Origin of the sequence: Streptomyces sp. NBC_01335, from assembly GCF_035953295.1 — a bacterium.
Classification (GTDB): domain Bacteria; phylum Actinomycetota; class Actinomycetes; order Streptomycetales; family Streptomycetaceae; genus Streptomyces.
This window is the reverse complement of record NZ_CP108370.1, coordinates 7,227,453-7,249,100: the sequence shown is the minus strand read 5'-3', so window position 1 is coordinate 7,249,100 and position 21,648 is coordinate 7,227,453. Positions and strand designations below refer to the sequence as shown.

At 71.5% G+C, this 21,648-nt stretch carries 18 protein-coding genes, 1 tRNA gene and 1 pseudogene; 9 read left to right on the top strand and 11 right to left on the bottom strand.

Translation table 11 applies throughout. The features are described from left to right. Positions 1–23: 23 nt before the first annotated feature. The 4 genes from OG599_RS30915 to OG599_RS30900 form a co-directional block, all read right to left on the bottom strand. Entirely contained in the window at positions 24–617 is a 594-nt protein-coding gene (locus tag OG599_RS30915; protein ID WP_327179265.1) for a helix-turn-helix domain-containing protein, read from the bottom strand. A 308-nt stretch (positions 618–925) separates the two neighbouring features. After that, complete coding sequence (locus OG599_RS30910) at positions 926–1,432, bottom strand: DUF4232 domain-containing protein (protein WP_327179264.1); 507 nt, start codon at positions 1,430–1,432, stop codon at positions 926–928. A gap of 296 nt (positions 1,433–1,728) precedes the next feature. Further along, positions 1,729–2,118 (bottom strand): hypothetical protein, encoded by a 390-nt coding sequence (locus OG599_RS30905; RefSeq protein ID WP_327179263.1) that lies wholly within the window; start codon positions 2,116–2,118, stop codon positions 1,729–1,731. 356 nt (positions 2,119–2,474) lie between these two features. After that, entirely contained in the window at positions 2,475–2,906 is a 432-nt protein-coding gene (locus OG599_RS30900) for an RbsD/FucU domain-containing protein (protein WP_327179262.1), read from the bottom strand. Between the two features lie 682 nt (positions 2,907–3,588). Here OG599_RS30900 and OG599_RS30895 point away from each other — a divergent pair. Then, complete coding sequence (locus tag OG599_RS30895) at positions 3,589–4,383, top strand: hypothetical protein (RefSeq protein WP_327179261.1); 795 nt, start codon at positions 3,589–3,591, stop codon at positions 4,381–4,383. Positions 4,384–4,665: 282 nt separating this feature from the next. Here OG599_RS30895 and OG599_RS30885 read toward each other — a convergent pair. Both OG599_RS30885 and OG599_RS30880 read right to left on the bottom strand, forming a co-directional pair. Continuing rightward, positions 4,666–4,739 (bottom strand) — tRNA-Pro (locus OG599_RS30885). A gap of 50 nt (positions 4,740–4,789) precedes the next feature. Next, positions 4,790–7,441, bottom strand: coding sequence for an ATP-binding protein (locus OG599_RS30880; RefSeq protein WP_327179260.1), 2,652 nt, complete (start codon positions 7,439–7,441; stop codon positions 4,790–4,792). Between the two features lie 119 nt (positions 7,442–7,560). Here OG599_RS30880 and OG599_RS30875 point away from each other — a divergent pair. Next, a pseudogene (locus tag OG599_RS30875) lies at positions 7,561–8,022 on the top strand (DUF309 domain-containing protein); the annotation flags it as partial. A gap of 233 nt (positions 8,023–8,255) precedes the next feature. Then, complete coding sequence (locus OG599_RS30870) at positions 8,256–8,783, top strand: hypothetical protein (RefSeq protein WP_327179259.1); 528 nt, start codon at positions 8,256–8,258, stop codon at positions 8,781–8,783. A gap of 64 nt (positions 8,784–8,847) precedes the next feature. Here the strand turns inward: OG599_RS30870 and OG599_RS30865 are convergent, their stop codons facing one another. Continuing rightward, positions 8,848–9,738: a sulfite exporter TauE/SafE family protein gene (locus OG599_RS30865; protein WP_327179257.1), complete on the bottom strand. Its 891-nt coding sequence runs from the start codon at positions 9,736–9,738 to the stop codon at positions 8,848–8,850. A gap of 163 nt (positions 9,739–9,901) precedes the next feature. Between OG599_RS30865 and OG599_RS30860 the strand changes: the two genes are divergently transcribed. The 6 genes from OG599_RS30860 to OG599_RS30835 all read left to right on the top strand — a co-directional run bounded on the left by OG599_RS30860 (position 9,902) and on the right by OG599_RS30835 (position 17,642). Further along, positions 9,902–11,047 (top strand): substrate-binding domain-containing protein, encoded by a 1,146-nt coding sequence (locus tag OG599_RS30860; protein WP_327179256.1) that lies wholly within the window; start codon positions 9,902–9,904, stop codon positions 11,045–11,047. Between the two features lie 108 nt (positions 11,048–11,155). Next, positions 11,156–12,535, top strand: coding sequence for an ABC transporter substrate-binding protein (locus tag OG599_RS30855; RefSeq protein ID WP_327179255.1), 1,380 nt, complete (start codon positions 11,156–11,158; stop codon positions 12,533–12,535). A gap of 115 nt (positions 12,536–12,650) precedes the next feature. Beyond that, the gene (locus tag OG599_RS30850; RefSeq protein ID WP_327179254.1) at positions 12,651–13,652 is read left to right on the top strand and encodes a carbohydrate ABC transporter permease; all 1,002 of its coding nucleotides are present in this window, start codon (positions 12,651–12,653) and stop codon (positions 13,650–13,652) included. Continuing rightward, positions 13,649–14,539, top strand: a complete 891-nt coding sequence (locus tag OG599_RS30845; protein ID WP_327179253.1) for a carbohydrate ABC transporter permease — start codon at positions 13,649–13,651, stop codon at positions 14,537–14,539. Before OG599_RS30850 ends, OG599_RS30845 begins: the two co-directional genes overlap by 4 nt. 89 nt (positions 14,540–14,628) lie before the next feature. Beyond that, the gene (locus OG599_RS30840) at positions 14,629–15,672 is read left to right on the top strand and encodes a hydroxyacid dehydrogenase (protein ID WP_327179252.1); all 1,044 of its coding nucleotides are present in this window, start codon (positions 14,629–14,631) and stop codon (positions 15,670–15,672) included. Beyond that, a complete protein-coding gene (locus tag OG599_RS30835) occupies positions 15,669–17,642 on the top strand; it encodes a DUF2264 domain-containing protein (RefSeq protein WP_327179251.1) in 1,974 nt (657 codons plus the stop codon). The genes OG599_RS30840 and OG599_RS30835 overlap by 4 nt, the downstream gene beginning before the upstream one ends. A gap of 123 nt (positions 17,643–17,765) precedes the next feature. Here the strand turns inward: OG599_RS30835 and OG599_RS30830 are convergent, their stop codons facing one another. The 4 genes from OG599_RS30830 to OG599_RS30815 all read right to left on the bottom strand — a co-directional run bounded on the left by OG599_RS30830 (position 17,766) and on the right by OG599_RS30815 (position 21,564). Then, positions 17,766–18,398, bottom strand: a complete 633-nt coding sequence (locus OG599_RS30830; protein ID WP_327179250.1) for a LutC/YkgG family protein — start codon at positions 18,396–18,398, stop codon at positions 17,766–17,768. Next, positions 18,395–19,957 (bottom strand): lactate utilization protein B, encoded by a 1,563-nt coding sequence (locus OG599_RS30825; protein ID WP_327179249.1) that lies wholly within the window; start codon positions 19,955–19,957, stop codon positions 18,395–18,397. The genes OG599_RS30830 and OG599_RS30825 overlap by 4 nt, the downstream gene beginning before the upstream one ends. Next, positions 19,954–20,724, bottom strand: coding sequence for a (Fe-S)-binding protein (locus OG599_RS30820; protein ID WP_327179248.1), 771 nt, complete (start codon positions 20,722–20,724; stop codon positions 19,954–19,956). Before OG599_RS30820 ends, OG599_RS30825 begins: the two co-directional genes overlap by 4 nt. 114 nt (positions 20,725–20,838) lie before the next feature. Next, positions 20,839–21,564 (bottom strand): FadR/GntR family transcriptional regulator, encoded by a 726-nt coding sequence (locus OG599_RS30815; protein ID WP_327179247.1) that lies wholly within the window; start codon positions 21,562–21,564, stop codon positions 20,839–20,841. Positions 21,565–21,648: the final 84 nt, after the last annotated feature.

Here is a 21,648-nt window from a genome sequence, read left to right as displayed (position 1 = left end):
AGTGCGTCGGGGATGCGGCCCGGTCAGGGCCGGAAGGGGAAGCCGTAGAAGTGGGCGGAGACGTGCTCACGGTCCTCGGTGTCGCCGGCCGCCTTGGCGGCCTTGCCGCGCTCCCGCCAGCGCCGGGCCACCGCCTCCAGTTCGTCGCTCATCTCGGCGAGTTCAGCCGCAGTGAGGTCGAACATCCACTCCGAGCTGAACGCGGCGTCGGTCCACGCCTTTCCCCAGGCGGCCGTCTGGTCCAGATACGTGCGGTACTGGGCGGTGCGGCTGTCGAGGATGCCCCGGGTCACCGCCCCGACGGCAGCGGCCCCTTCAGGCGATTTTGTGAAGTCCGAGTTGCGAAAGCCCCAGCCCTCCTCGGACGCCACCTGCCACCACCGCTCACGGCCGTCGGTCCCCTCGCCGCTCGCCTGGGTCACGAAGCCGTGCTCGGCCAGCTTGCGCAAGTGGTAACTGACCAGCGACGGCGTCTCGTGGACATGCTCGGCGAGCTGAGAGGCAGTCGCTGTGCCCGCGGCGTACAGCAGCCGGTAGAGCCGCATGCGCAGGGGGACGGTGAATGCCTTCAGCCGGGACAGGTCGGTGATCTGCTCGGGCTCGTGCTGTGGGCGCATGCCCTCACCCTAGATATGAAGCGAACGTTTCGCAATATCCGCTTCAGAAATGCGCGGGGATGGAACCGGCCCTTCAGCGAGGGTCCATGTCCCTTCGATCCAGGCCGGTTTGACCGCCACAGACGCCGGAAGCGTGGCCGCCGTCGGCGATCGCCCGGCGCGAGCGGGCTGCCGACTACGGCGGAAGACTCGGCCGAAGGCGCCGGGGAAGGCCGGGGCGCTCCGGAGGTGAACGTACGGCGCCATCGACGGCCGGTGGCGCTCCGCGGCGGGATGCCGTCGGAACGCCACCGGGTTACGGGATCCGGTCAGGCGCCCTGCTGGACCGGGCCGACGAGGGTGCCGACGGCCACCGTGAACGCCCCCTCGGCGAAGGACGTGCCGGGGATCTCGCCGCCCGGAGCCTGGAGTGTGAACGCGGCCTCGTCGGCGGGCGCGCCTCGGCCGCTGCTCGGAACCTGGATGTCGAAGTGCACCGGGTGTCCCGGGCCGAAGGTCACCGGGACACCCTGATCACCGTAACCGCCCGGGGTGATTCCGCTGTCCGCGCCGTGGTTCAGGAACCGCGCGTCGGTGGGCGAGCCCGCCAGCTCGCAGGGCTCGTATCCACGCGGCGCGGTCAGCGTGACGCGGTAGTGGCTGTGCCCGGCGGTGTTGTCCGCCCGGGTGATCGTCGCCGTGTGGTTGGCCGGCCGGCAGGCCGAGGGAGCACTGCCGCCCCCTGTCGCCGGTGAAGCCTGCACGGCCACCGCACCGGCGCCACCCGCCAGCACGGTGGCGGCGAGAACGACGGTGATCCTCTGATCGATACGCATCAGGAACGCTCCTTGCCCTGGGGCCACCCCCGTGATCCCTGATGGGCGCGCGACGCGTCAGGGGGCAGCCCGTTCTTCGCTGGCCCGCGGCTGTTCTGCGCCGGAACCATGGTCGCCGCCATTCCTGCCCGCCCACTCCGGCGAGATATGTCCCAGAACTGCCACAACCGAGCCTTTCGCCGCCGTCGGCGGCTTCACTGCCGCCTTCTTCCGGTGGTTCGCACGGGTTGGCAGTGGTCGGTGGTGGGTTCGAGGAGGCCCTCACCGTGAGCAGAGCCGTGCGTGACAGCGAGCGGTCAGACGTCAGGGTCGACTTCGGGGTGCGTGAAACGCACGGGCCTGCCCAGCGACCGGGCGTAGGCGATTTCGGCTCGGGTGCTGTCTCCGATGTAGTCGCCCACCACGAGCACCTCGTCGGCGAGCCGGATCTTCGCCCGGTGCAGATCGTCGAGTCGGACCTTCAACGCCTCGGCCTCGACAGGGTCGGACCAGAGCGCGTGCGGCGACTTCAGGTCACAGCCCGGCTTGACGACAATCCTTCCGGCTTCGGTCTCCCGCAGATCGGCCTCGGTCATCTCGGTCATGAAGCGGGTGGAGCCGCAGATCACGACGATGCGCGGGAGGCTCGACAGCCTCTTCGCGTCGGCGAGCTTCTCATCGGGGGTGAGCCGTTGCGGGTACGACACTGGTTCCTCCTGGTGATGCGGCCCGAGGCGTGCCTGCGGGGACGAGAACGAGGGTGTCCAGACAACGACGCCACCGGACGAACCGACACCTTCGTTCACTGATCGCCTACGGTCGGCGCCCCCTTGGAACAGATCACCCACGGGAACACGGCGCCCAGCGGGGAGGGGTGGTCCTCGCGCCCGGACATCCGCCGGCTTCACGCGGCCGCAACGGCCGGTCCTCGCCCCTCCGGCGGGAGAGCGCGGGTGGTTGCCACCCCGTCTTCAACTGCCGCTGTCCGGCGGGGCGACGTACGCAAAAGGCATGGGGCGAAGCCGTCACGGCCCCGCACCACACCTTCTCCGGACGACCGAAGTCAGCGAGGACCGGTGTCGGCGCGGACGCCGATGGTCAGCAGCAGGTTGGCGTACGTACGGGTGTCGGCGGTGACGATCGCCAGGGCCAGATCCGGGGAGCGGGCCGCGTCGTAGAAGGCGAACCGGTCGAGCGACTCCACCGGCACCGTACCGAGCCGGGCACGGTAGTCGGCGATGGCGGGGGGCTCCGGTTCGCCCTCCGGCGGGACCATCACCTGTGCCGATTCGACGGGGATGGCGCGCAACAAGACATCGAGCACGGACGGGACGTCGAGCAGACCGGGCGCGACGTTGAGGTGGACGACCCGGGCGCGCGGTCCGACGGCCGTGCTCGCGGGGTAATGGCCGTCGGTGAGCAGCACGCAGGCGCCGTGTCCGGCTCCGGCCAGGGCTTCGAGCATGCCGGGGTGCAGCAGATCGGTCAGGAGCACGAGAATTCCTCCGAAGCGTGGACGGGCGTGTGCCGGTGTGGATCGGACACGGACCTGGCGGCGGCAGAGCATGCGGTGCGGACTTCAGGGGTGCGTCCTCGTCCTTGTCCCGGAGCGGGCGGTAGGGGTGCCTGAGCCGCAGCGGGACGAAACTGCACCAAAGATGGGATGTATGTAAGACGATGGGTGATCATTTGTCCAGCCGACGTTGATGCAACATCGATTTGAAGGAAGATCGCGACAAGAACCTTGCTTCATATGGGCATACCGAAAATCCATCCCACCAATACCTCTGCAGCAACCCGGGGAGCAACAAACGGCCGACTCGCGGGGAGACGTTTCGCGTGGAACGAACACGTCACCACGGACCTCCCCCTCACGTAAGGCCCACCGCGGTCACGTATGACGGAGCGACATCCCGGCTTCGGCGGTCTCCCCGACGACCGGCGCAAACCGTGCCGCACCGCCTCTTCCGCGCCGGCACCGGGGCGATCCCTCGCGCCGACCATCCGCCACGCCACCCGGGCACGAAGCGGAGCCGGCATCATCCGCTTGTCGTGAAGGGCTGGTGGAGAGACGACGTACGTTCAATGATGGGGCACGGCCGATCGGCCTTCACGGAGTGGAGCTGACCGACGGTGTCCCCCTCGTGCGGGATTCCGGGTCAGGGGGGAGACATCGCATGACGGAGCAGTCGAACCAGGTGCTTGTCCTGATGCGGAAGTACACCCTCAATTCGCCAACCGTCCGCAGGGTTCCTCTCTCCTCACTGAGCACTCACGGGCGGCGACTCGTCTTCGGCGTCACCGGATACAGATGGCCGGACTCCTTCGCACTCGAATTCGTCGACGGTGGGCTCGTGGCCCGGAATTATCGGTTCGACCTGAAAAACGTCGGAACGCAGATCGCTCAGGCCGGCGTCTCCACGGTGAGCATGGTCACCCGCGCGAACGGCACCTGGGGTTCGGACGGCGCGTACCTGCTCGAGGGTTCCCCACCGATCCACTGGGTGACCGAGCCCGGCCTCGAACTCTTGCCGCACCAAGTGTGCGTGGAACTCACCCCGGATCTCTGCACGATCGTCCGGGCCCAAGAGCACGAACACCTCCAGGACTTCGCCCTGGCGTGGGTTCTGACCGTCGGCCTCTTCGTCGAGAGACTGCCGACGAGTGGGTACGGCTGCGCCGGCGACGCCCTCGAAGCCCTCGCCGAACAGTTCACCCGCGCCGACATGCGCCATCTCGTGCCATCCGGTTCCCTCACGGACCTTCAGGTATGGGTCCAGCATCTCAAGACCCGCGCCATGCAGCTGGCCGACCAGAGCGGGCTGCGTGACAGCAACGGAAGCCACTCCCCCCTCTCCTGCAACGCGCGAATCGACTACGACAATGACGAGCGCCGCATCATCCTCACGCCCGTCATGCGCCCCGTCGGACCGCCCCTCCCGGTCATCAATGTCAGGTCGCTCCCTGACTGACCACGGTCGTACGACGGGGTGGGGTGGCAGGCGGGGGGATCACCGCCCGGATCCCACGTCTGGCGGACATGGCTCCGCATCGCGTGGGACGAATGCGCCTGGTCGGCCGGGACCACGTCCGATGTGGTTCTCGGGCGGCTGATTCTTCGGGGCACCCGTGGCCGGGCCATGACCTGGGAGAATGCCCCGGCCAGAGACACCGGTCCCCACATGGTCCCCAAAAATGATCAGGGCCGGTTTCGAATGTCTCCGAAACCGGCCCTGATCTACGACTCTTTCGAGTCGGGACGACAGGATTTGAACCTGCGACCCCTTGACCCCCAGTCAAGTGCGCTACCAAGCTGCGCCACGTCCCGCTGCGTTTCCTCCCGGTGTTCCCGGTCGGCCGCGCAGGGAAAACATTACCTCACTCCGAGGGTCGAATTGACGCGCGTGCCTGCTGGGCGCGATGAGCGAGTGCGTCGGCGCCACAGGCGAGGGCCAGTTTGTGGGCGCGGGCGAGTTCCCGGGTGCTGCGGGTCGCCATGCCGTACTCGTACCGGGCGAGCGCGTGCTCGTACTCGGAGGAGGACGCCTCCAGGTGTCGTACGGCGTCGGCCAAGAGCTTCTCGGCCTCTTCGGCGGGCGCGAACACGGCGAGGCAGCGCAGGGCCTCACCGATCGCGGTGTCCGTTCCGAAGCGTTCCGCGTGCTTTCTGGCCTGGGCCGCGATCTCGGCTCCCCTGGCCGGGTCGGTGTCGGCCAGCGCGCGGGCCAGGTCGAAGGCCCAGGGCGCCCAGACGCCGTTGTGCCGCTCGCGCACCTCCAGCGCGAGTCCCGCCGCTTCGAGCTCGGCGACGGCCTCCGCGGTCCGCCCCTCGGCCAGCAGCAGACGTCCGCTGACGCACGGGGCGTCGGGGAGGACCATGGCGCTGGGATACGGGAACGGGGCACCGAACTCGTACTGGTCCGCGATCGCCCGCGCCTCGGCCGTACGGCCGCGCGCCAGCAGGGTGTCGATGAGGAGGCACGCCGCGTCCCAGTGGACGGGAAGGCCGACGCCGACACGGTCGGCGAGCCGCAGGCCCTCGCGCAGGAAGCCCTCGGCCTCCGCGAGCCTTCCGCGGCGCCGGGCGACGAGGCCGAGCAGGGTGTGGGCGAAGGCGAGGTGCGCGCCGCTCCAGCCGGAGATCTCGAAGGCCCGTACCGCTTCTCCGAAGAGGCTCTGGGCCCGCTCGTACTGGTCGGTGAAGGCGTAGGTGATGCCGACCATGGTGGGGAATTCGAAGCCCCACTCCGGGTCCGTCCAGCCGAGCCCCCGGGCGGGGCTGCCGTCGACGAGCGCGCGTTCGCAGAGCTCGACGACGAGCTCGGCGCTCTCGCCCCGCATCATGGCGTCGAACGCGCGCAGGGTGATCAGGGCGCGCTCGGGGTTGTCCCGGCCTTCCAGATGGTCCGCGTTCTTGACGAGCCGGCGCGAGCGGGCCGCACCGTCGTCCTCCTCCCGCTGCATCCCCTCCCACTGGAAGTGCGCGGCCTGCAGACGCATCAGTCCCGGCCCCGGAGCGGTGCGTGCCGCCTCCGCCGCGAGGGTGTCGGCCGCCACCTTGAGCTCGTTGTTGTGGGCGAGCGCGGCGGCGAGCCGGAAGGTCGCGTCGACCCGCTGCCGGTCGTCCAGGCCCGGAGTGTCGAGCGCGTTCCGCAAGTGGCGCACCGTGGTCGCGGGTGAGCTGAGGAGCGTCGCACAGCCCAGCTCGTAGAGGATCAGCGCGCGGTCCTCGGGCCGGGGCGGCTCTTCGACGGCGCGTTCCAGACAGCGCCGGGCTGCTTCCGGGGCGCCGACCGCGAGGTGGTGTGCGGCCGCCTCACGGAGCTGCCTCACCACGTCCTGGTCGTCGTCCGCGTGGACTTCGAGCAGATGGCGCGAGGCGGCCGCGACGCCGTGTCCGGCGTCGGTGAGGGCCCAGGCCGCTCGCCCGTGCATGGCCGTACGGGTGGCCGGCGGGATCGAGTCGTAGATGGTCGTGGCGATGAGCGGGTGGACGAACTCGAGCGGGTCGAAGCCGGTGATGATGCGGGCTTCGCGGAGCTTGGCGGTGCAGTCGGCGGCCTCCGCCGGGCTCATCCCCGCCAGATTGGCGGCGATGTCCCGCGAGATCTCCGTGCCCAGTACGGCGGCGGCCCAGGCGAACCGGTTGGCGTTGGTTCCCAGCCGCTCAAGCCGGGTGACGAGCCCGCGGCCCCGGGCGGACGCGCCGAGTGGGCGCAGTTGCCCCGCGGACTCCTCCACCGGCGGCATCTCTTCGTCCTGCACCTTGGCGACCAGTTCGACCGCCTCGTACGGGTTGCCTCCGGTCACCGCCCAGACCTCGCGGCAGAACGGGTCGTCCGCGTGCTCCCCGAGGCTCTCGCGGACCAGATGGGCGGTCGCGTCCGGGGTGAGCGCGCGCAACGGGATGCGGACGAGTTTGGCGGGGTCGCCCGCCGCGTTCGGGTCGAAGGCCCCGAACCTGCCCCGGTCGGCCATTTCCTGCGGACGGTAGGCCGGAACGGCGAGTAAAGGCAGATCGCCGAGGTTCTCGGTGAACGAGGAGAGCCAGTCGAGGGATTCGCCGTCCGCCCAGTGCGCGTCGTCGACGATGAGCAGCAGGGGCCGGTGGCTGTGGCGGACCGCGAGTTGACGGACGACGTGGTCGAGGCCGTCCCGGACGCCCTGGGGCTCGGGCTGCGGCCCACTGGGCTGCGCGAGCCCGAGGGCGGGCGCGGTGGTCTCGTACCAGTCGCCGAACAGCTCACGGAGCTGGTCGGGCGCGATCTGGACGAGCGCGGGCTGGAGCAGTTGGCGTACGACGTGGAACGGGACCGACGTGACGGTCTCACCGCCACGCGCCGACCAGACGGTGCAGCGGTCGGCCGCCATGGCCTGGACCTCCGCCAGCAGCGCGGTCTTGCCGAGTCCCGCCTCCCCGCTGTAGACCAGCAGGCCGCCGACGGCCTGCGCGCCACAGAGTGCGGCCACCGCGTCTGCTGCGGCGGCGAGTTCGGGATCGCGCTCGTACAACGGCCGGGACGGCTTCATGCCTCCCCTTCCCCAAGGTGATGCGGACAAGGGCCGAGCGTAGTCGTGCGCGGAGCGGCACGGGCGGCGCTTCGAACACTTCACCGCAGGTAAGGGCCGCTCAGGGGCACAATCAAGCCGTGGACGAGACGCACAGGGACCGCGACGACGAAGGCCGGGCGCGCAACGCACGCCCCAGGGACGGGCTGGGACGCCCCCTGCCCTACGGGACCGAGGGGGTGGGGCGCCAGCCCGAGGGGGTGGTGCGCTCCCCCGGGGAGACACTGCGGGAGGCGCAGCGTCTGCTGGACGCCGGCATGCCGTTCCACGCGCACGAGGTCTTCGAGGACGCGTGGAAGTCCGGTCCCGAGGAGGACCGCGAACTCTGGCGTGCGATGGCTCAGTTGGCGGTGGGGCTGACGCACTCGGCACGCGGCAACGCGGTGGGAGGGGCCCGGTTGCTGCGCCGGGGAGCGGGCGTACTTGGCGCATATCGCACCCTCGAACCGTACGGAATCGGGATCGACGGGCTGATCGACTGGGCACGGGAGTTGGCGGGACGCGTGGAGCGCCGGGGGGCGGTGGCGGACGTGGGGGCGGAGCCGGAAGCGGCTTCCGCGGCCGGCCCGGTCGACCCGACGGCCCCGACCGACCCGACGGATCAGGCCGAACCGGCCGACCCGGCGCGCGGGGCCGACGGAGGGCTGGACGCGGCCGCGGATGCGCCTCGGCTCTGTCCGCTCCGTCCGTGAGGAGCGCTTCCGGCGGGTGTGAACCGCATCCCGCTCGGGCTCGCCGTACCCCCGGCGACGGACAGCCGTTACGATCCGGCTCCATGAGCACTGCTGACCAGGAACAGGTTCGGGAACAGGTCCGGGTCGAGGACGAGGACGCCGACCAGGGCCGGACCGAGACCCCGGACCGGAACGAGACCCCGGACAGGCCCGAGACCCCGGACCGGAACGAGACGCAAGACGGAGTCCGGGAGGACGACACCGAGGGCGCGCCGCCCGTGGGAACGGCCCCCGACGCGACGGCTGCTGAGGAGGAAGCCTCCCAGCAGGTCGCCTCCGACGAGGAGGTGGGCGCAGAGGCCACGGGAGAGCGGCGCTTGACGCCTCGTCAGGCAAGGCGGCTGCGCATCGCGCTGTCCTCGGTGGGCATGGCCGTGATGGCGGTGGTCCTGTGGATGCGCATCGCCAGCCGCTCGTCGGTCCTGGTCGTCGGCGTCTACGGACTCGCCCTCATCCTGTGCGGCGTGGTGATGGAGCTCAGCCGCAACGGACGTACAAGACTCGCGAGTTGGCTGCTCGGAATCGGTCTGCTCGCGGCCGTCGGGACGGACTGGCTGCTGCTTCCCTGAGCCACGCGATACGCGCGATGCGCCCGGCGCGGCGCCGGTGCGGCCCACGGACCGGGCCCGGTCCTCAGAGCAGCAGCAACTGGAGTCCGCCCACCACCGTCGCCACGAGCACGATCCGCTCGAAAAGCCGCTGGTTGATCCGGTCCACGCACCGGCGGCCCAGCCAGGCACCGGGCAGGACGAAGAGGACCAGGACCGCGTCGAGCAGCAGCGAGCGCCCGTCGATCAGGCCGAGTCCGACGCTGAACGGCACCTTGGTGACGTTGACGATCAGGAAGAACCAGGCGGAGGTTCCGAGGAAGCCGAGCTTGCGCATCCCGGAGGAGAGCAGGTAGAGCGACATGACGGGGCCGGCCGCGTTGGCCACCATGGTGGTGAAGCCGCCGAGCACCCCGTACGTTCCCGCCTGAGCGCGTGCGGTGTTCCGGGCCCGCCGGCCGGAGGGCCGTGACACCGCGACCGTCGCCCCGTTCAACCCGTTCGACCCGTTCGACCCGTTCGACCCCTCGGTCCGCGCCCCCGTCTCCGTCTGCTTCCCGCCCTCCGCCGCTGTCGCGACGGGCGCCCGCTCCTCGCCTTCCGGAGGCCCGGCCCGGCGCCGCCGCCAGAGCGTGACGCCGACCATGACCAGCAGGATGGCCCCGATCGACGTGCGTACGGCGCCGTCACCCGCGTACTTCAGGAAGAGCGTTCCGGCCACCAGGCCGACCGCGACGGCGGGGAAGAGCCGTAGCAGCGTCGGCCAGTGCGCGTGGCGCCGGTAGACGAGGACGGCGAGGACGTCACCGGCGATCAGGAGCGGGAGCAGCACACCGGTGGACTCGCGGGCCGGGAGCACTGCCGCGAAGACCGCGAGGCTGATCGTGTTGGCGCCGTTGATCGAGGTCTTCGAGAAGCCGACGAGGGCGGATGCCGCGGCGAGCACGGCCAGTTGTACAAGCGTGAGGGTATCCATTGCGGATCGAATGCTAAGCACATCGATTCTGGTGCCGTGCACCGCCCACCGGGCCACACCCCCTGGCGTCCGGCCGGGACGATCTGCCTATGCTGCGCCGCAAGCGCTCGAAGAAGCGCTCAAACGAACACCATGCGGCAGTACGGGGTAAGGGGCCAACAGCATGCGGGAGCCGGTGGAACTCAGGCGGCAGCGAATCCTCGCGGTGGTGGGGTCGCGGGGGGCGGTGAAGGTGAGCTCACTCGCCGAGGAACTCGACGTCTCCGTGGTCACGGTGCGCCGGGACGTGGAGGAGCTGGCCCGTGCGGGACGGCTGCGGCGCGGGCACGGGGTGGCCAGGTCCGTCTCCCTGGCGCAGGACCGGGACCCCGCTCAGGCCCCGGAGAGGACCGTTCCGGCCGGGGAGGGCGGGCCGGTCGCGCTCGTGGTGCCGGAGCGTCATTCGTACCTGTACGAGACGCTGCACGGCGCCCGTTCGGTGCTGGACGAGCACGGCGTCCGGGTCGCGCTGCACATCGCACCGCAGGCCCGGGGCACCGAGCGGCCCTTGGTCGAGCAGGCCCTCGCGGGGGGCGCTCGGGGGCTGCTGATCGCGCCGCGCTGGCGCAGCGCCGCGTGGGAGGAGTCCGACTACGAGTGGCTGGCCGGGGTGGGGGTGCCCACCGTGCTGATGGAGCGCAGGCCCCGTCCGGGCAGTGCGCTGCACGCCCTGGACTCGGTCTGTTCCGATCACTGGTACGGGGTCCATCTCGCGGTGGACCATCTGGTGTCGCTGGGGCACCGCCGTATCGTGCTGGCCGCCCGGGACGACAGTCCGACCGCCCGGAGCATCCGGGCCGCGTTCGCGGAGATCGCCGCCGCGCGGCCGGATGTGGAGGACTGGTGCGTGGTGCTCAGTTCGCCGGACGCGGTCCCTTCGGAGGGGCCGTACGGCGGGGAGGAGCCGGCCGTACCGGGTGGCGCCGGAGCGGCGCTGGACCTGGCGGCGGTGCTGCGGGAGCGGCGGGCCACCGGCGCCGTGCTGCACGGTGACGTCGACGCGTTGATGCTGGTCCAGCGGCTGACGGAGAGCGGGGTGCGGGTGCCCCAGGACTGCTCGGTGGTGGCGTACGACGATGTCGTGGCGGCGCTGGGCACCACGCCGTTGACGGCGGTGTCGCCGCCGAAGGCCGAGATCGGACGGGCCGCCGCCGAGTTGCTGCTGTACCGGCTGGGCGGCTCCGAGGGGGCGACGGGGCCGGTGCGGCGTACGGAGCTGCTGCCGGAGTTGAAGGTGCGTGGTTCGGCGCAGGCAGTCATCTCCTCGTAGCGACCGATCGTTTGACCGCTTTGGATTTCTTCTGATCGATCTATTGACCGTATCCGGTCAGGCGATCAGGATTCCCGTTGTCCCGAACAGGAGCCGCGGGAGGCGCGCATGCCTGATCGACAGAGTCGTCGGTCCGTGCTGGCCACGATCGCCTCGCTGCCGTTGGCAGGTGCGCTCAGCGCCTGCTCCGGTGGCGGGGCGTCCGGGCAGAGCACGAGCAGTACAGACACCACCAGCAGTACGAGCAGTACCGGAAGCACCGGCAAGGGCGGCAAGGTCCGCATCACCTTCTGGTCCGCCCTGCGGGGCAGTCAGGAGGTGGTGGACGCCTTCAACCGCGGTCACCGCACCATCGAGGTCGAGTTCCAGCAGATCCCCTCGGGCGGTCAGGGCGGTTACGCGAAACTCAGCAACGCCGCCCGGGCCGGCAACGCCCCGGACGTGGCCACCCTGGAGTACCCGCAGGTACCGGGGTTCGCCATCGACGGGGTCGCCCGGGACCTGACCGGTCTGGTCAGCGACACGCTCAGGGCCAAGCTGCTGCCGCAGGCGCTGGGGCTCACCACGTTCGACAAGAGGATCTTCTCCGTCCCGCTCGACATCGAACCGATGGTGATGCACTACCGCACCGATCTGTTCGAGGAGTACGGCCTGCATGTGCCGCGCACCTGGGACGAGTTCGAGGAGGCGGCGGCGACCGTACGGCGCAAGGGCGGTGAGCGGCGGCTCGCCCTCTTCCCCACCGACGGGGCGACGCAGATGGCCGCGTACGCCTGGCAGGCGGGCGCCCAGTGGTTCTCCACCGCGGACGACACCTGGAACGTCTCGCTCGCCGACGCCCCGACCCGCCGCGTCGCCGCGTACTGGCAGCGGCTCATCGACCGGGACCAGGTGTTCATGAACGCCGTGGAGAGCCGGCAGAGCGACGCGCAGATCGGCAACGGTCTGGTGCTCGCCCGTCTCAGCGGTGCCTGGGACGCGGGCGCCCAGATGAAGGCCCGGCCGGGCCAGAAGGGGCAGTGGGCCGTCGCCCCGTTCCCCCAGTGGGACACGGCGAACCCGTCCAACGGCACGCACGGCGGGTCCACCTTCGCGGTGACGAAGGACTGCGCGCACCCGGAGGCCGCGATGGAGTTCATCGAGTGGCAGGTCTCGCACCCGGACGCGCTGCGGGCCCGGCTCTCCAGCGGGGCGAGCAGCCAGTACCCGGCCGCGCCCGGCCTCGTCTCCGTGGGCAGCCAGGCGTTCGACCGCTCGTACTACTCGGGCCAGGACATCTACCGGGTCTTCGAGGAGCAGGCGCGCATCATCCGGGACGGCTGGGTCTGGGGCCCGCGGATGACCGCGACCGGCAAGGTCATGCAGGACGGGTTCGCCCGGGCGAGCGGCGGCAAGGGCTCGCTGCTGAGCTCGATCGAGGCCGCCCAGAAGGGCACCATGCCCGACCTGCGGGCGCTCGGCCTCGCCACCAGCGAGCGTTCCACGTGAGCCGCGCCCGGGTGCCCTCGCACCCCGGCCCCGCCGGTCTCCCCGCGCGCCGCCCCGGCCTTCCCTCATGTCCCCGCACCGGCGTCCCTTCGCAGCAGAGAGGATGGTGACCCCCATGGCCAGCACCAGCACCACCCGGCCCGTCGCCCCCGTGAGCGGTGCGGGGCGGACCTCGCGTCCTGCCGCCCCCGCCCGTGCGGGGACCGGCCGTGTCACGGCGCGGCGGCGTGAACTCGGCGCCGCCGGTGCCCTGATGACGCCGTTCTTCGTCCTCCTGGTGACCGTCTTCCTCATCCCGGTCGGCACCGCGGTGTGGCTGAGCTTCTTCAGCGACGACCAGCCCGGTCTCGGCTTCGGGCCGGAGAAGACCGTCTTCGTCGGGGTGCGCAGCTACGTGGCCGTCCTCACCGACCCGACGTTCCTCGGCGGTCTCGGGGTCGTCGCGCTGTACTGCCTGATCTACATACCGCTGATCGTGATCGGATCGCTCGCGCTGGCACTGCTGCTGGACTCGGGCGTGGTGCGGCTGCGCGCCACCGCGCAGCTCGCGCTCTTCCTGCCGCACGCGGTGCCGGGCATCATCGCCGCGATCATCTGGCTGTACCTGTACACCCCGGGGCTCAGTCCGGTGATCGACATCCTCGGCAAGGCCGACATCACGGTCGACTTCCTCGGGGTGCACACCGTGGTGCCCTCGATCGTGAACATCGCGCTGTGGAGCAATCTCGGCTACAACATGGTCGTCTTCTACGCCGCGTTGCAGGCCGTGCCGCGCGAGGTGATCGAGGCGTCCGTCGTGGACGGGGCGGGTCCGGTGCGTACCGCGCTCCGGATCAAGGCGCCGCTGGTGCGCTCGTCCATCGTGATGGTGGCGATGTTCACCCTGATCTTCGCGCTCCAGCTCTTCACCGAGCCCATGCTGCTCGGCCAGTCCACTCCGATGATCAACTCCCGGTTCTCCCCCAGCATGTACATCTACGACGCCGCGTTCACCCGCAACAACTACGGTCTGGCGGCCGCCGCTTCGGTGATCCTGCTGGTCTTCACGGTCGCGCTTTCCTACGGCGTCACCCGGTGGACGAACCGCGCCAACGCAGCCGAGGAGGACGCCCGATGAGCGCGCCTGCCCTGCCCCGTACCGCCCGCCGCTCCGCCTCCGCCGCCCGGCGGCCGGGCCTGACCGGACGGACCGTCGTCAACCTCGTGGTGGGCGTCTCGGTGCTGTACACCCTGCTGCCGGTCCTGTGGCTGGTGCTGGCCTCCACCAAGGACCGCGACGCGCTCTTCAAGAGCAACGTCCTCTCGGTCAAGGGCTTCTCGCTCGTCCAGAACCTCAAGGACGTCTTCTCCATGGACGCGGGGCTGTACGGGCGCTGGTACGCCAACAGCCTGCTGTACGCGGTGCTGGGCGCGGCCCTGGGGGCGCTGATCAGCGTCGCCTGCGGCTACGCCTTCGACAAGTACCGTTTCCGGCACAAGGAGAAGATGTTCGGTCTGGTGCTCGCGGCCGTCATGGTGCCGCAGACCGTCCTGGCGCTGCCGCTCTATCTGATGGCGTCCAAGGCCGGGCTGGTGAACACCTTCTGGGCCGTCTTCATCCCGGTGCTCTTCAACCCCTTCGGTGTCTACCTGGGCCGCATCTTCAGCCAGGGGTACGTACCGAACGAGGTGCTGGAGGCCGCCCGGGTCGACGGGGCGGGCGAACTGGCCACCTACTTCAAGGTGGCGATGCGGATGCTGGGGCCGGGTCTGGTCACCGTGTTCCTCTTCCAGCTCACCGCCATCTGGAACAACTTCTTCCTGCCGATGGTGATGCTCTCGAACCAGGACCTGTATCCGGTCAGCCTCGGGCTGTACACCTGGAACAGCTCGGCGTCGGTCTCCCCCGAGTACTACCCCGTCGTCGTCATGGGCTCGTTGCTCGCCATCGTCCCGCTCATCCTCGCGTTCGCCCTGCTCCAGCGCTTCTGGCGGTCGGGGCTCACCGCGGGCGCTGTGAAGTAGCGCGGTCGGCGCGGCCGTTCCCACGGGGCGGCCGCGCCGGCCCGCCCCGTGCCGGCGGCCGTCGCGGACCGCCCCGTACCAGGAGAGACATGCACAGTTCCGCTGCCATCAGCCCACCGGGCACACCCCGCCGACCGCGCGCCGTGCTCGCCATGAAAGCGGACACGGCCGCGGCGGTGCTTCCGCCGGAGGCGCTCGCCGCGCTCGGCGAGGTCTGCGACCTCGCGCCATCGCCCGCCCTCGACGACTTCACCACCGACCGGGCCCGCGCGGCGCTGGCCGACGCGGAGGTCCTGGTCACCGGCTGGGGCTGCCCGCCGATCGACGAGGACGTCCTCGCGGCGGCGCCGAAGCTGCGGGCCGTCGTCCACACGGCCGGTTCGGTGCGCGGCCTCGTCACTGACGCCTGCTGGGCGCGCGGGATCGCGGTCTCCTCGGCCGCCGCGGCCAACGCGCTGCCGGTGGCGGAGTACACCGTCGCCATGATCCTGCTCTCGGGCAAGCGGGTGCTGGAGCGCGCCCGGGAGTTCCGCGTCGCCCGCGACCGGGGCGACTGGCTGCGGGTCCCCGACGAGGTCGGCAACTACCGCCGTACCGTGGGCATCCTGTCCGCCTCGCTGATCGGCCGGCGGGTGATCGAGCTGCTGCGCCCCTACGACCTGCGGGTGCTGCTGCACGATCCGTACGTGTCGGCCGAGGAGGCGGCGTCGCTCGGCGTCGAGGGGACCGGGCTCGCCGAACTCTTCGACCGCAGCGACGTGGTGAGCGTCCACACCCCGCTGCTGGCCGGAACGCGCGGGCTCGTCAGCCGCGAACTGCTCACCTCGATGCGGCCGGACGCCACGCTGATCAACACCTCGCGCGGTGCGGTCGTCGACCAGGACGCCCTCACCGACGTCCTGCGCCAAGAACGCATCCGGGCCGTCGTCGACGTCACCGACCCGGAGCCGCTGCCCGCCGACCACCCGCTGTGGGAGTGCGAGAACGTACTGATCACCCCGCATCTCGCCGGGTCCCAGGGCAACGAGTGGCGGCGGCTGGCCGATCTGGCGACCGGTGAGGTCGCGCGCTGGGCCGCGGGCGACGGTTTCGCCCATCCCGTACGACCGGAAAGGCTGGCTTTCCTCGCATGACCACCGACCCCGCCCCCATGCCCTTCGTACTCCCCGCCGACGACCGCGCGCTCAGCCCCCTCACCGGTTACACCCGGGCGCACTGGGAGGCCGCCGCCGACGGTCTGCTGCACGCCGCCTGGCGGTGGGCCACCCCCGGCCGGGCCCTGCTCGACCTGCCCGGACGCCCCTCGGGCTCCGGGGTCCGCTCCGACGGGCTGGAGGGGTACGCACGCACCTTCCTGGCCGCCGCGTTCCGGGTCGCGGGCGCCGAGGGCAAGGACCCGCACGGCTGGCTGGACCGGTACGCGGACGGTCTCGCCGCCGGTACGCGCACCCCCGGGCGCGACGACACCGAGTCCTGGCCGCTCATCCGCGACCACACGGTCTTCGGTCAGCCCATGGTGGAGTCGGCGTCCGTCGCCCTCGGTCTGCGGGTGACCCGCCCGTGGCTCTGGGACCGGCTCGACGGCCCTGTCCAGGACCGTGCCGAGGAGTGGCTGCGCGGGGCGCTGCGGCACACCCCCGCACCCAACAACTGGTACCTCTTCCCCTTCACCGTCGCCGGGTTCCTGGAGTCCGTGGGCCGGGGCGACGCCCGGACCGCGCGGGTACGGGCCCGCGCGCTGGACCTGCTGGAGGGGTGGTACCGGGGCGACGGCTGGTACGCCGACGGCGACGGGCGCGCCTTCGACCACTACAACGGCTGGGCACTGCACCTCTATCCGGTGCTGGACGCCCATCTCTCCGGCGACCAGGAGCTGCTGGCCCACTACGGCGGGCGGCTGCGCGAGCACCTGGAGAGCTTCTCGCTGATGTTCGGCGCGGACGGGGCGCCGCTGCACTTCGGGCGCTCCCTCGCCTACCGGTTCGCGGCGGGCGCGGCGGTCGGCATGGGCGCGGTCTCCGGGCACACCCCGCTCTCCCCGGGCGCCTCCCGGCGGCTGGTCAGCGGTTCGCTGCGGTACTTCCTGGAGCGGGGCGCCACCGGTGACGACGGGCTGCTGAACCTGGGGTGGCACGGTCCGCACGAGGCGACGCTCCAGCACTATTCGGGTCCGGCGTCGCCGTACTGGGCGTCGAAGGCGTTCGTGTCGCTGCTCGCTCCGGCGGACCACCCGCTGTGGACGGCGCCGGAGGAGGCCGCGCCGAGCGAGGGCCCGGACCGGGTGCTGTCGGTGCCGGCGCCGGGGCTGCTGGTGCAGTCGACCCGGGCGGACGGGATCGTCCGGCTGCACAACCACGGCAGCGACCATGTCCGGCCGCACGAGGGCGAGTCGGCCGCGGAGGCGGACCCGCACTACGGGCGGTTCGCGTACTCCACGGCGACCGGTCCCTCGTCGGCGGCGAACGTCGCGGACAACCATCTCTCCGTCCGGGTCGGCGGGGCGCGCAGCGTCCGGCGCCGGATCCGCCCGCTGGGCGCCGGGCACGGGGACGGCTGGGGCTGGGCGGCCTCCTGGCACATGCCGGTCTTCCCCGGGCAGCCGCCGGCCGTTCCTGGGCTGCGGGTGGAGAGCGTCACCTTCGTCCGGGGCCGTTACGAACTCCGGGTGCACCGGCTGCTCGGCGTCCCGGCGGGTGCCCGCGTCGAGCAGACCGGATGGGCGACGGCCCCCGGCGCCTCGCCGCGCTCCCTGCTGCACGGGCTGTACGGCTGGGAGTCCGAGGAGGAGGTACGCGCCCCGCAGGGCACCGCGTACACCCGCTGGGCGGTCATGCCCCGGCTGGCCGCGGACGCCGAGGGCACGGTGGTCCTGGTGGCCCTGGCCTCGCTGACCGGCGAGGCGGACCCGGCCCCCGTCGGTACGGCGGTGAGCGGGGTGAACGTGGCCGCGGACGCCGACGGCTCCGGGGACACGGTGGAGGTGGCCTGGGCCGAGGACGGCGCGGTCACCCGGATCGCCTTCGGCCCGGGATCGGCCGCCGCCTCCGCGACGGTGCCTGGGTCGGCGCCGACGTCGGTGTCCGTGGAGCACGGCACCCGCTGACCGCGAACGGCCGGGCGCGGCGGACGGCTCCCCCCGTCCGCCGCGCCCGGCCGGGCGCGTGCGGCCGATCGCGTGCGGCCGATCGCGTGCGGCCGTTCGCGAGCGGCCGTTCGCGAGCGGGTGTCAGACGTCGGTGCGGATGACGACCACCAGCGTCCGGGGGCCGTGCACCCCTTCGACCCGCTCCAGTTCGATGTCCGAGGTGGCCGAGGGCCCGCTGATCAGGGTCGTCGGCCGCTCGGGCACCAGGCGCGCGACCGCCTCCGGGACCCCGACCTCCACCGCGGAGAGATCGACGACGCAGACGTGCAGGTCGGGGACGAGGGAGAGCGCGCGGCGCCCCTGGTCCTCGGAGCCGTCCAGGAAGATGGTGCCGGTCTCCGCGCAGCTGACGGCGGACGCCGTGACGACGCCGTCGAGCTCGCCGAGCGTGGGTGCCGGGATGTCGGCGGAGTCCCTCTGGACCTCCCCGTCCCAGGCCGCCAGCCACCCCGCGTCGAGCCCGGCCGGTACGCCGATCCGGCGGGCGCCGCGCTCCCGCAGCACCTGGGCGATCACCTCGGCGGTCCGGTCCGCGGTGCAGGGGTGGACCCGCGCCTTGTAGTCGACCAGCCGGTCGGTGAGGAGGTCGAGCCGTTCGGCGTCGGGGAGGGTGCGTCCGGTGCGGTAGTCGCGCGGGACGGTGACCGGGCGGGCCGGGGCGAGGGCCAGGGCGTCGCGCACCCGGCCGAGGACGGTGTCGCGTGCGGTCGTCACTTCTCGTCCTCCGTCGGGTCGGTGGGGCGCCGGTCGGCGGCGTTCGTGGCGGCGCCCTCGTCGGCCGCCGCCTTCATCGTGGCGGCGCCTTCGGCCGAGGCCAGCCAGGAGCGGAACGTCTGCTTCGGCGGGGCCGGGGTGTCCCGGCTGTCGCTCCAGCCGTCGAAGGGCGCGGGCACCCGTCCGATGGTGCCGTCCTTGCCGGCGACGATCCGGCCGAGTCCGGCCGCCTTCTGGGCCGCCGTGAACAGCTTCGGGCTCTTCATCACCGTGGCGGCGGCCTTCATGGCGAGCTTCTCCGCCGTCGTACCGGACTGCTCGGTGTTCTGGTGCCGGAGTTCGACCAGCAGCGACGGGATGTCGATCTTGACCGGACAGGCGTCGAAGCAGGCGCCGCAGAGGCTGGAGGCGTACGGCAGCGAGCTGTTCGGGTCGTCCTTCGCGGCATGCATCCCGGCGAGCTGCGGGGTGAGGACCGCGCCGATCGGGCCGGGATAGGTCGAGCCGTAGGCGTGTCCGCCGGCGCGTTCGTAGACCGGGCAGACGTTGAGGCAGGCGGAGCAGCGGATGCAGTTCAGGGCCTCGCGTCCGACCTTGTCGGCGAGGGCGGCGGTCCGGCCGTTGTCGAGCAGCACCAGGTGGAACGCCTGCGGGCCGTCGCCGGGGGTCACCCCGGTCCACGTCGAGGTGTAGGGGTTCATCCGCTCGCCGGTGGAGGAGCGCGGCAGGAGCTGGAGGAAGACTTCGAGGTCGGCGTAGCGCGGCAGCACCTTCTCGATGCCCATCACCGTGATCAGGGTGTCGGGCAGGGTGAGGCACATCCGGCCGTTGCCCTCGGACTCCACGACGGAGAGGGTGCCGGTCTCGGCGATGCCGAAGTTGGCGCCGGAGACGGCCACCTTGGTCGTCATGAACTTCTCGCGCAGATAGGCGCGCGCGGCGGCGGCGAGGTGCGCGGGCACGTTGTCCAGGTCCGGGTCGACGCCCGGGATCTCCTTGAGGAAGATCTCCCGGATCTCGTCGCGGTTGCGGTGGATCGCGGGGACCAGGATGTGCGAGGGCTTGTCGTGGGCGAGCTGCACGATGAGTTCGGCGAGGTCGGTCTCGTAGGGCGTGATGCCGACCGATTCGAGGTGTTCGTTGAGGCCGATCTCCTGCGTGGCCATGGACTTGACCTTGATCACGTCGCTGCTGCCGGTCGCCCTGATCAGGCGGGTGACGATCTCGTTGGCCTCGGCGCCGTCGCGCGCCCAGTGGACGGTGCCGCCGTGTTCGGTGACCTTCGCCTCCAGCTGCTCCAGGAGTTCGGGCAGCCGGTTCATGGTGTCGGTCTTGATCGCCGCTCCGGCGTCGCGCAGCGACTCCCAGTCGGGGAGTTCGCCGGTGACGTTGAGTCGCTTGGTACGGATGGTGCGGGTGGCCTTGCCGAGGTTGCGGCGGAGCTGGTCGTTGCGCAGCTCGTCGTGGGCGGCGGCGGGGAACTTCCGCTCGCCGCGCAGGTTGCCCGTTCCGTACGGGGAGCGGGGCGGTGCGGCGGGCATACCGAGGAAGGTGCTCATACGGCGGCGGCCTCCGTCAGGGCGTAGGGCGCGGTACGGGTCGAGGCGAGGATCTGCGCGAGGTGCAGGGTGCGGGTGCCGGACTTGATGCGGTGCAGCCCGCCGCCGATGTGCATCAGGCAGGAGGAGTCGCCGGCGGTGCAGACGTCGGCGCCGGTGGAGCCGATGTTGCGCATCTTGTCCTGGAGCATCGCGGAGGAGGTCTCGGCGTTCTTCACCGCGAAGGTGCCGCCGAAGCCGCAGCAGGAGTCGGCCTCGGGCAGCTCCACGAGGTCGATGGAGTCGACGGCGCGCAGCAGCCGCAGCGGCTTCTCGCCGACGCGGAGCATCCGCAGCGAGTGGCAGGTGGGGTGGTACGTGACGCGGTGCGGGAAGTACGCGCCGACTCCGGTGACGTCGAGGACGTCCACGAGGAACTCCGACAGTTCGTACGTCTTGGCCTCGACCGTGGCGACCCCGGCGCGCAGCGCGGCGTCGCCGTACCGCTCGGCGACGATGCGGTGCTGGTGGCGGACCGAGCCCGCGCAGGAGCCGGACGGCATGACGACGGCCTCGATGGAGGTGTCGCCGAACTGCTCGGCGAAGTTGCGGACCAGCGGTACGGGCTCGCGCTGGTAGCCGGTGTTGACGTGCATCTGTCCGCAGCAGGTCTGTCCCGGCGGGAACACCACCTCGTGGCCCAGGCGGGCGAGCAGCACCGCGGTGGATTTCACCGCCTCGGGAAACAGGGTGTCTCCCAGACAGGTGGCGAAGAGCCCGACGCGCATGGAGCCTCCTCGATCGTTTTCTACGTCCTTTGTATGGTCGGACCATACTCTCGATGGGTCTCCGAGTGAAGTTCCCCGGACGAAGAGGGACGCGCGCCCCTGGCGGAAGACCACCTATTCCTTGTCGTCGACGAGCGTGCCGTGCAGGCTGCGGATGTGGCGCTCGACCAGGTCGGCCGCCTCCGCTCCCCGTCCGGCGCGTACCAGTCGGAGCAGTTCGACGTGTTCGGCGTTGAGTGCGGCGGCGGTGGCCGGCCAGTCCTCGGCCTCTTCCAGCGCCCGCAGGATCAGCGGCCGTACGGACTCGCGCACCGCGGAGGTGAGGGTGGAGGTCAGCGCGTTCCCCGAGCAGCGGGCGATCTGTACGTGGAAGCGGGTGTCCAGGTCGTTGAAGGCGGTGACGCCGACGCCCGGCTCCGCCATTCCGGCGACCAGGGACTCGGCCTCGTCGAGGTCCTCGTCGCGGGCGTGGGTGACGGCGGCCTCGAAGCCGGACCGCTCCAGGACGACCCGCGCCTCCATGACGTCCTCCAGGCTGTAGCTGCCGAGCGCGAAGTGCAGCCGGAGCAGCCGCCCGAGCGCGTCGTCCGGGTTGCGCACGATCCGCGCCCCGGAGTCGGGCCCCCGGCCGGGCTGGGCCACCAGGACGCCGATGGTCTCCAGCACCCGGAGCGCCTCGCGCAGGGCGGACCGGCTGACGCCGAGCACCGGGGCGAGCTCGCGCTCCGGCGGCAGGCGGTCGCCCGCCTTGAGCTCCCCGGCGAACACCCGCTCCTCGATGCTGCGCAGGACGAGTTCATGGGTACGGGACTGCCGTACGGGTTCCCATTCGACGGGCATCCGCCACTCCCTGGTCGGGCCGGTCGCGCCGGCGGTCCGCGTCCGCCCCGGTGACGGGCATGGCCGCCCGGGCCCCCGGATCAC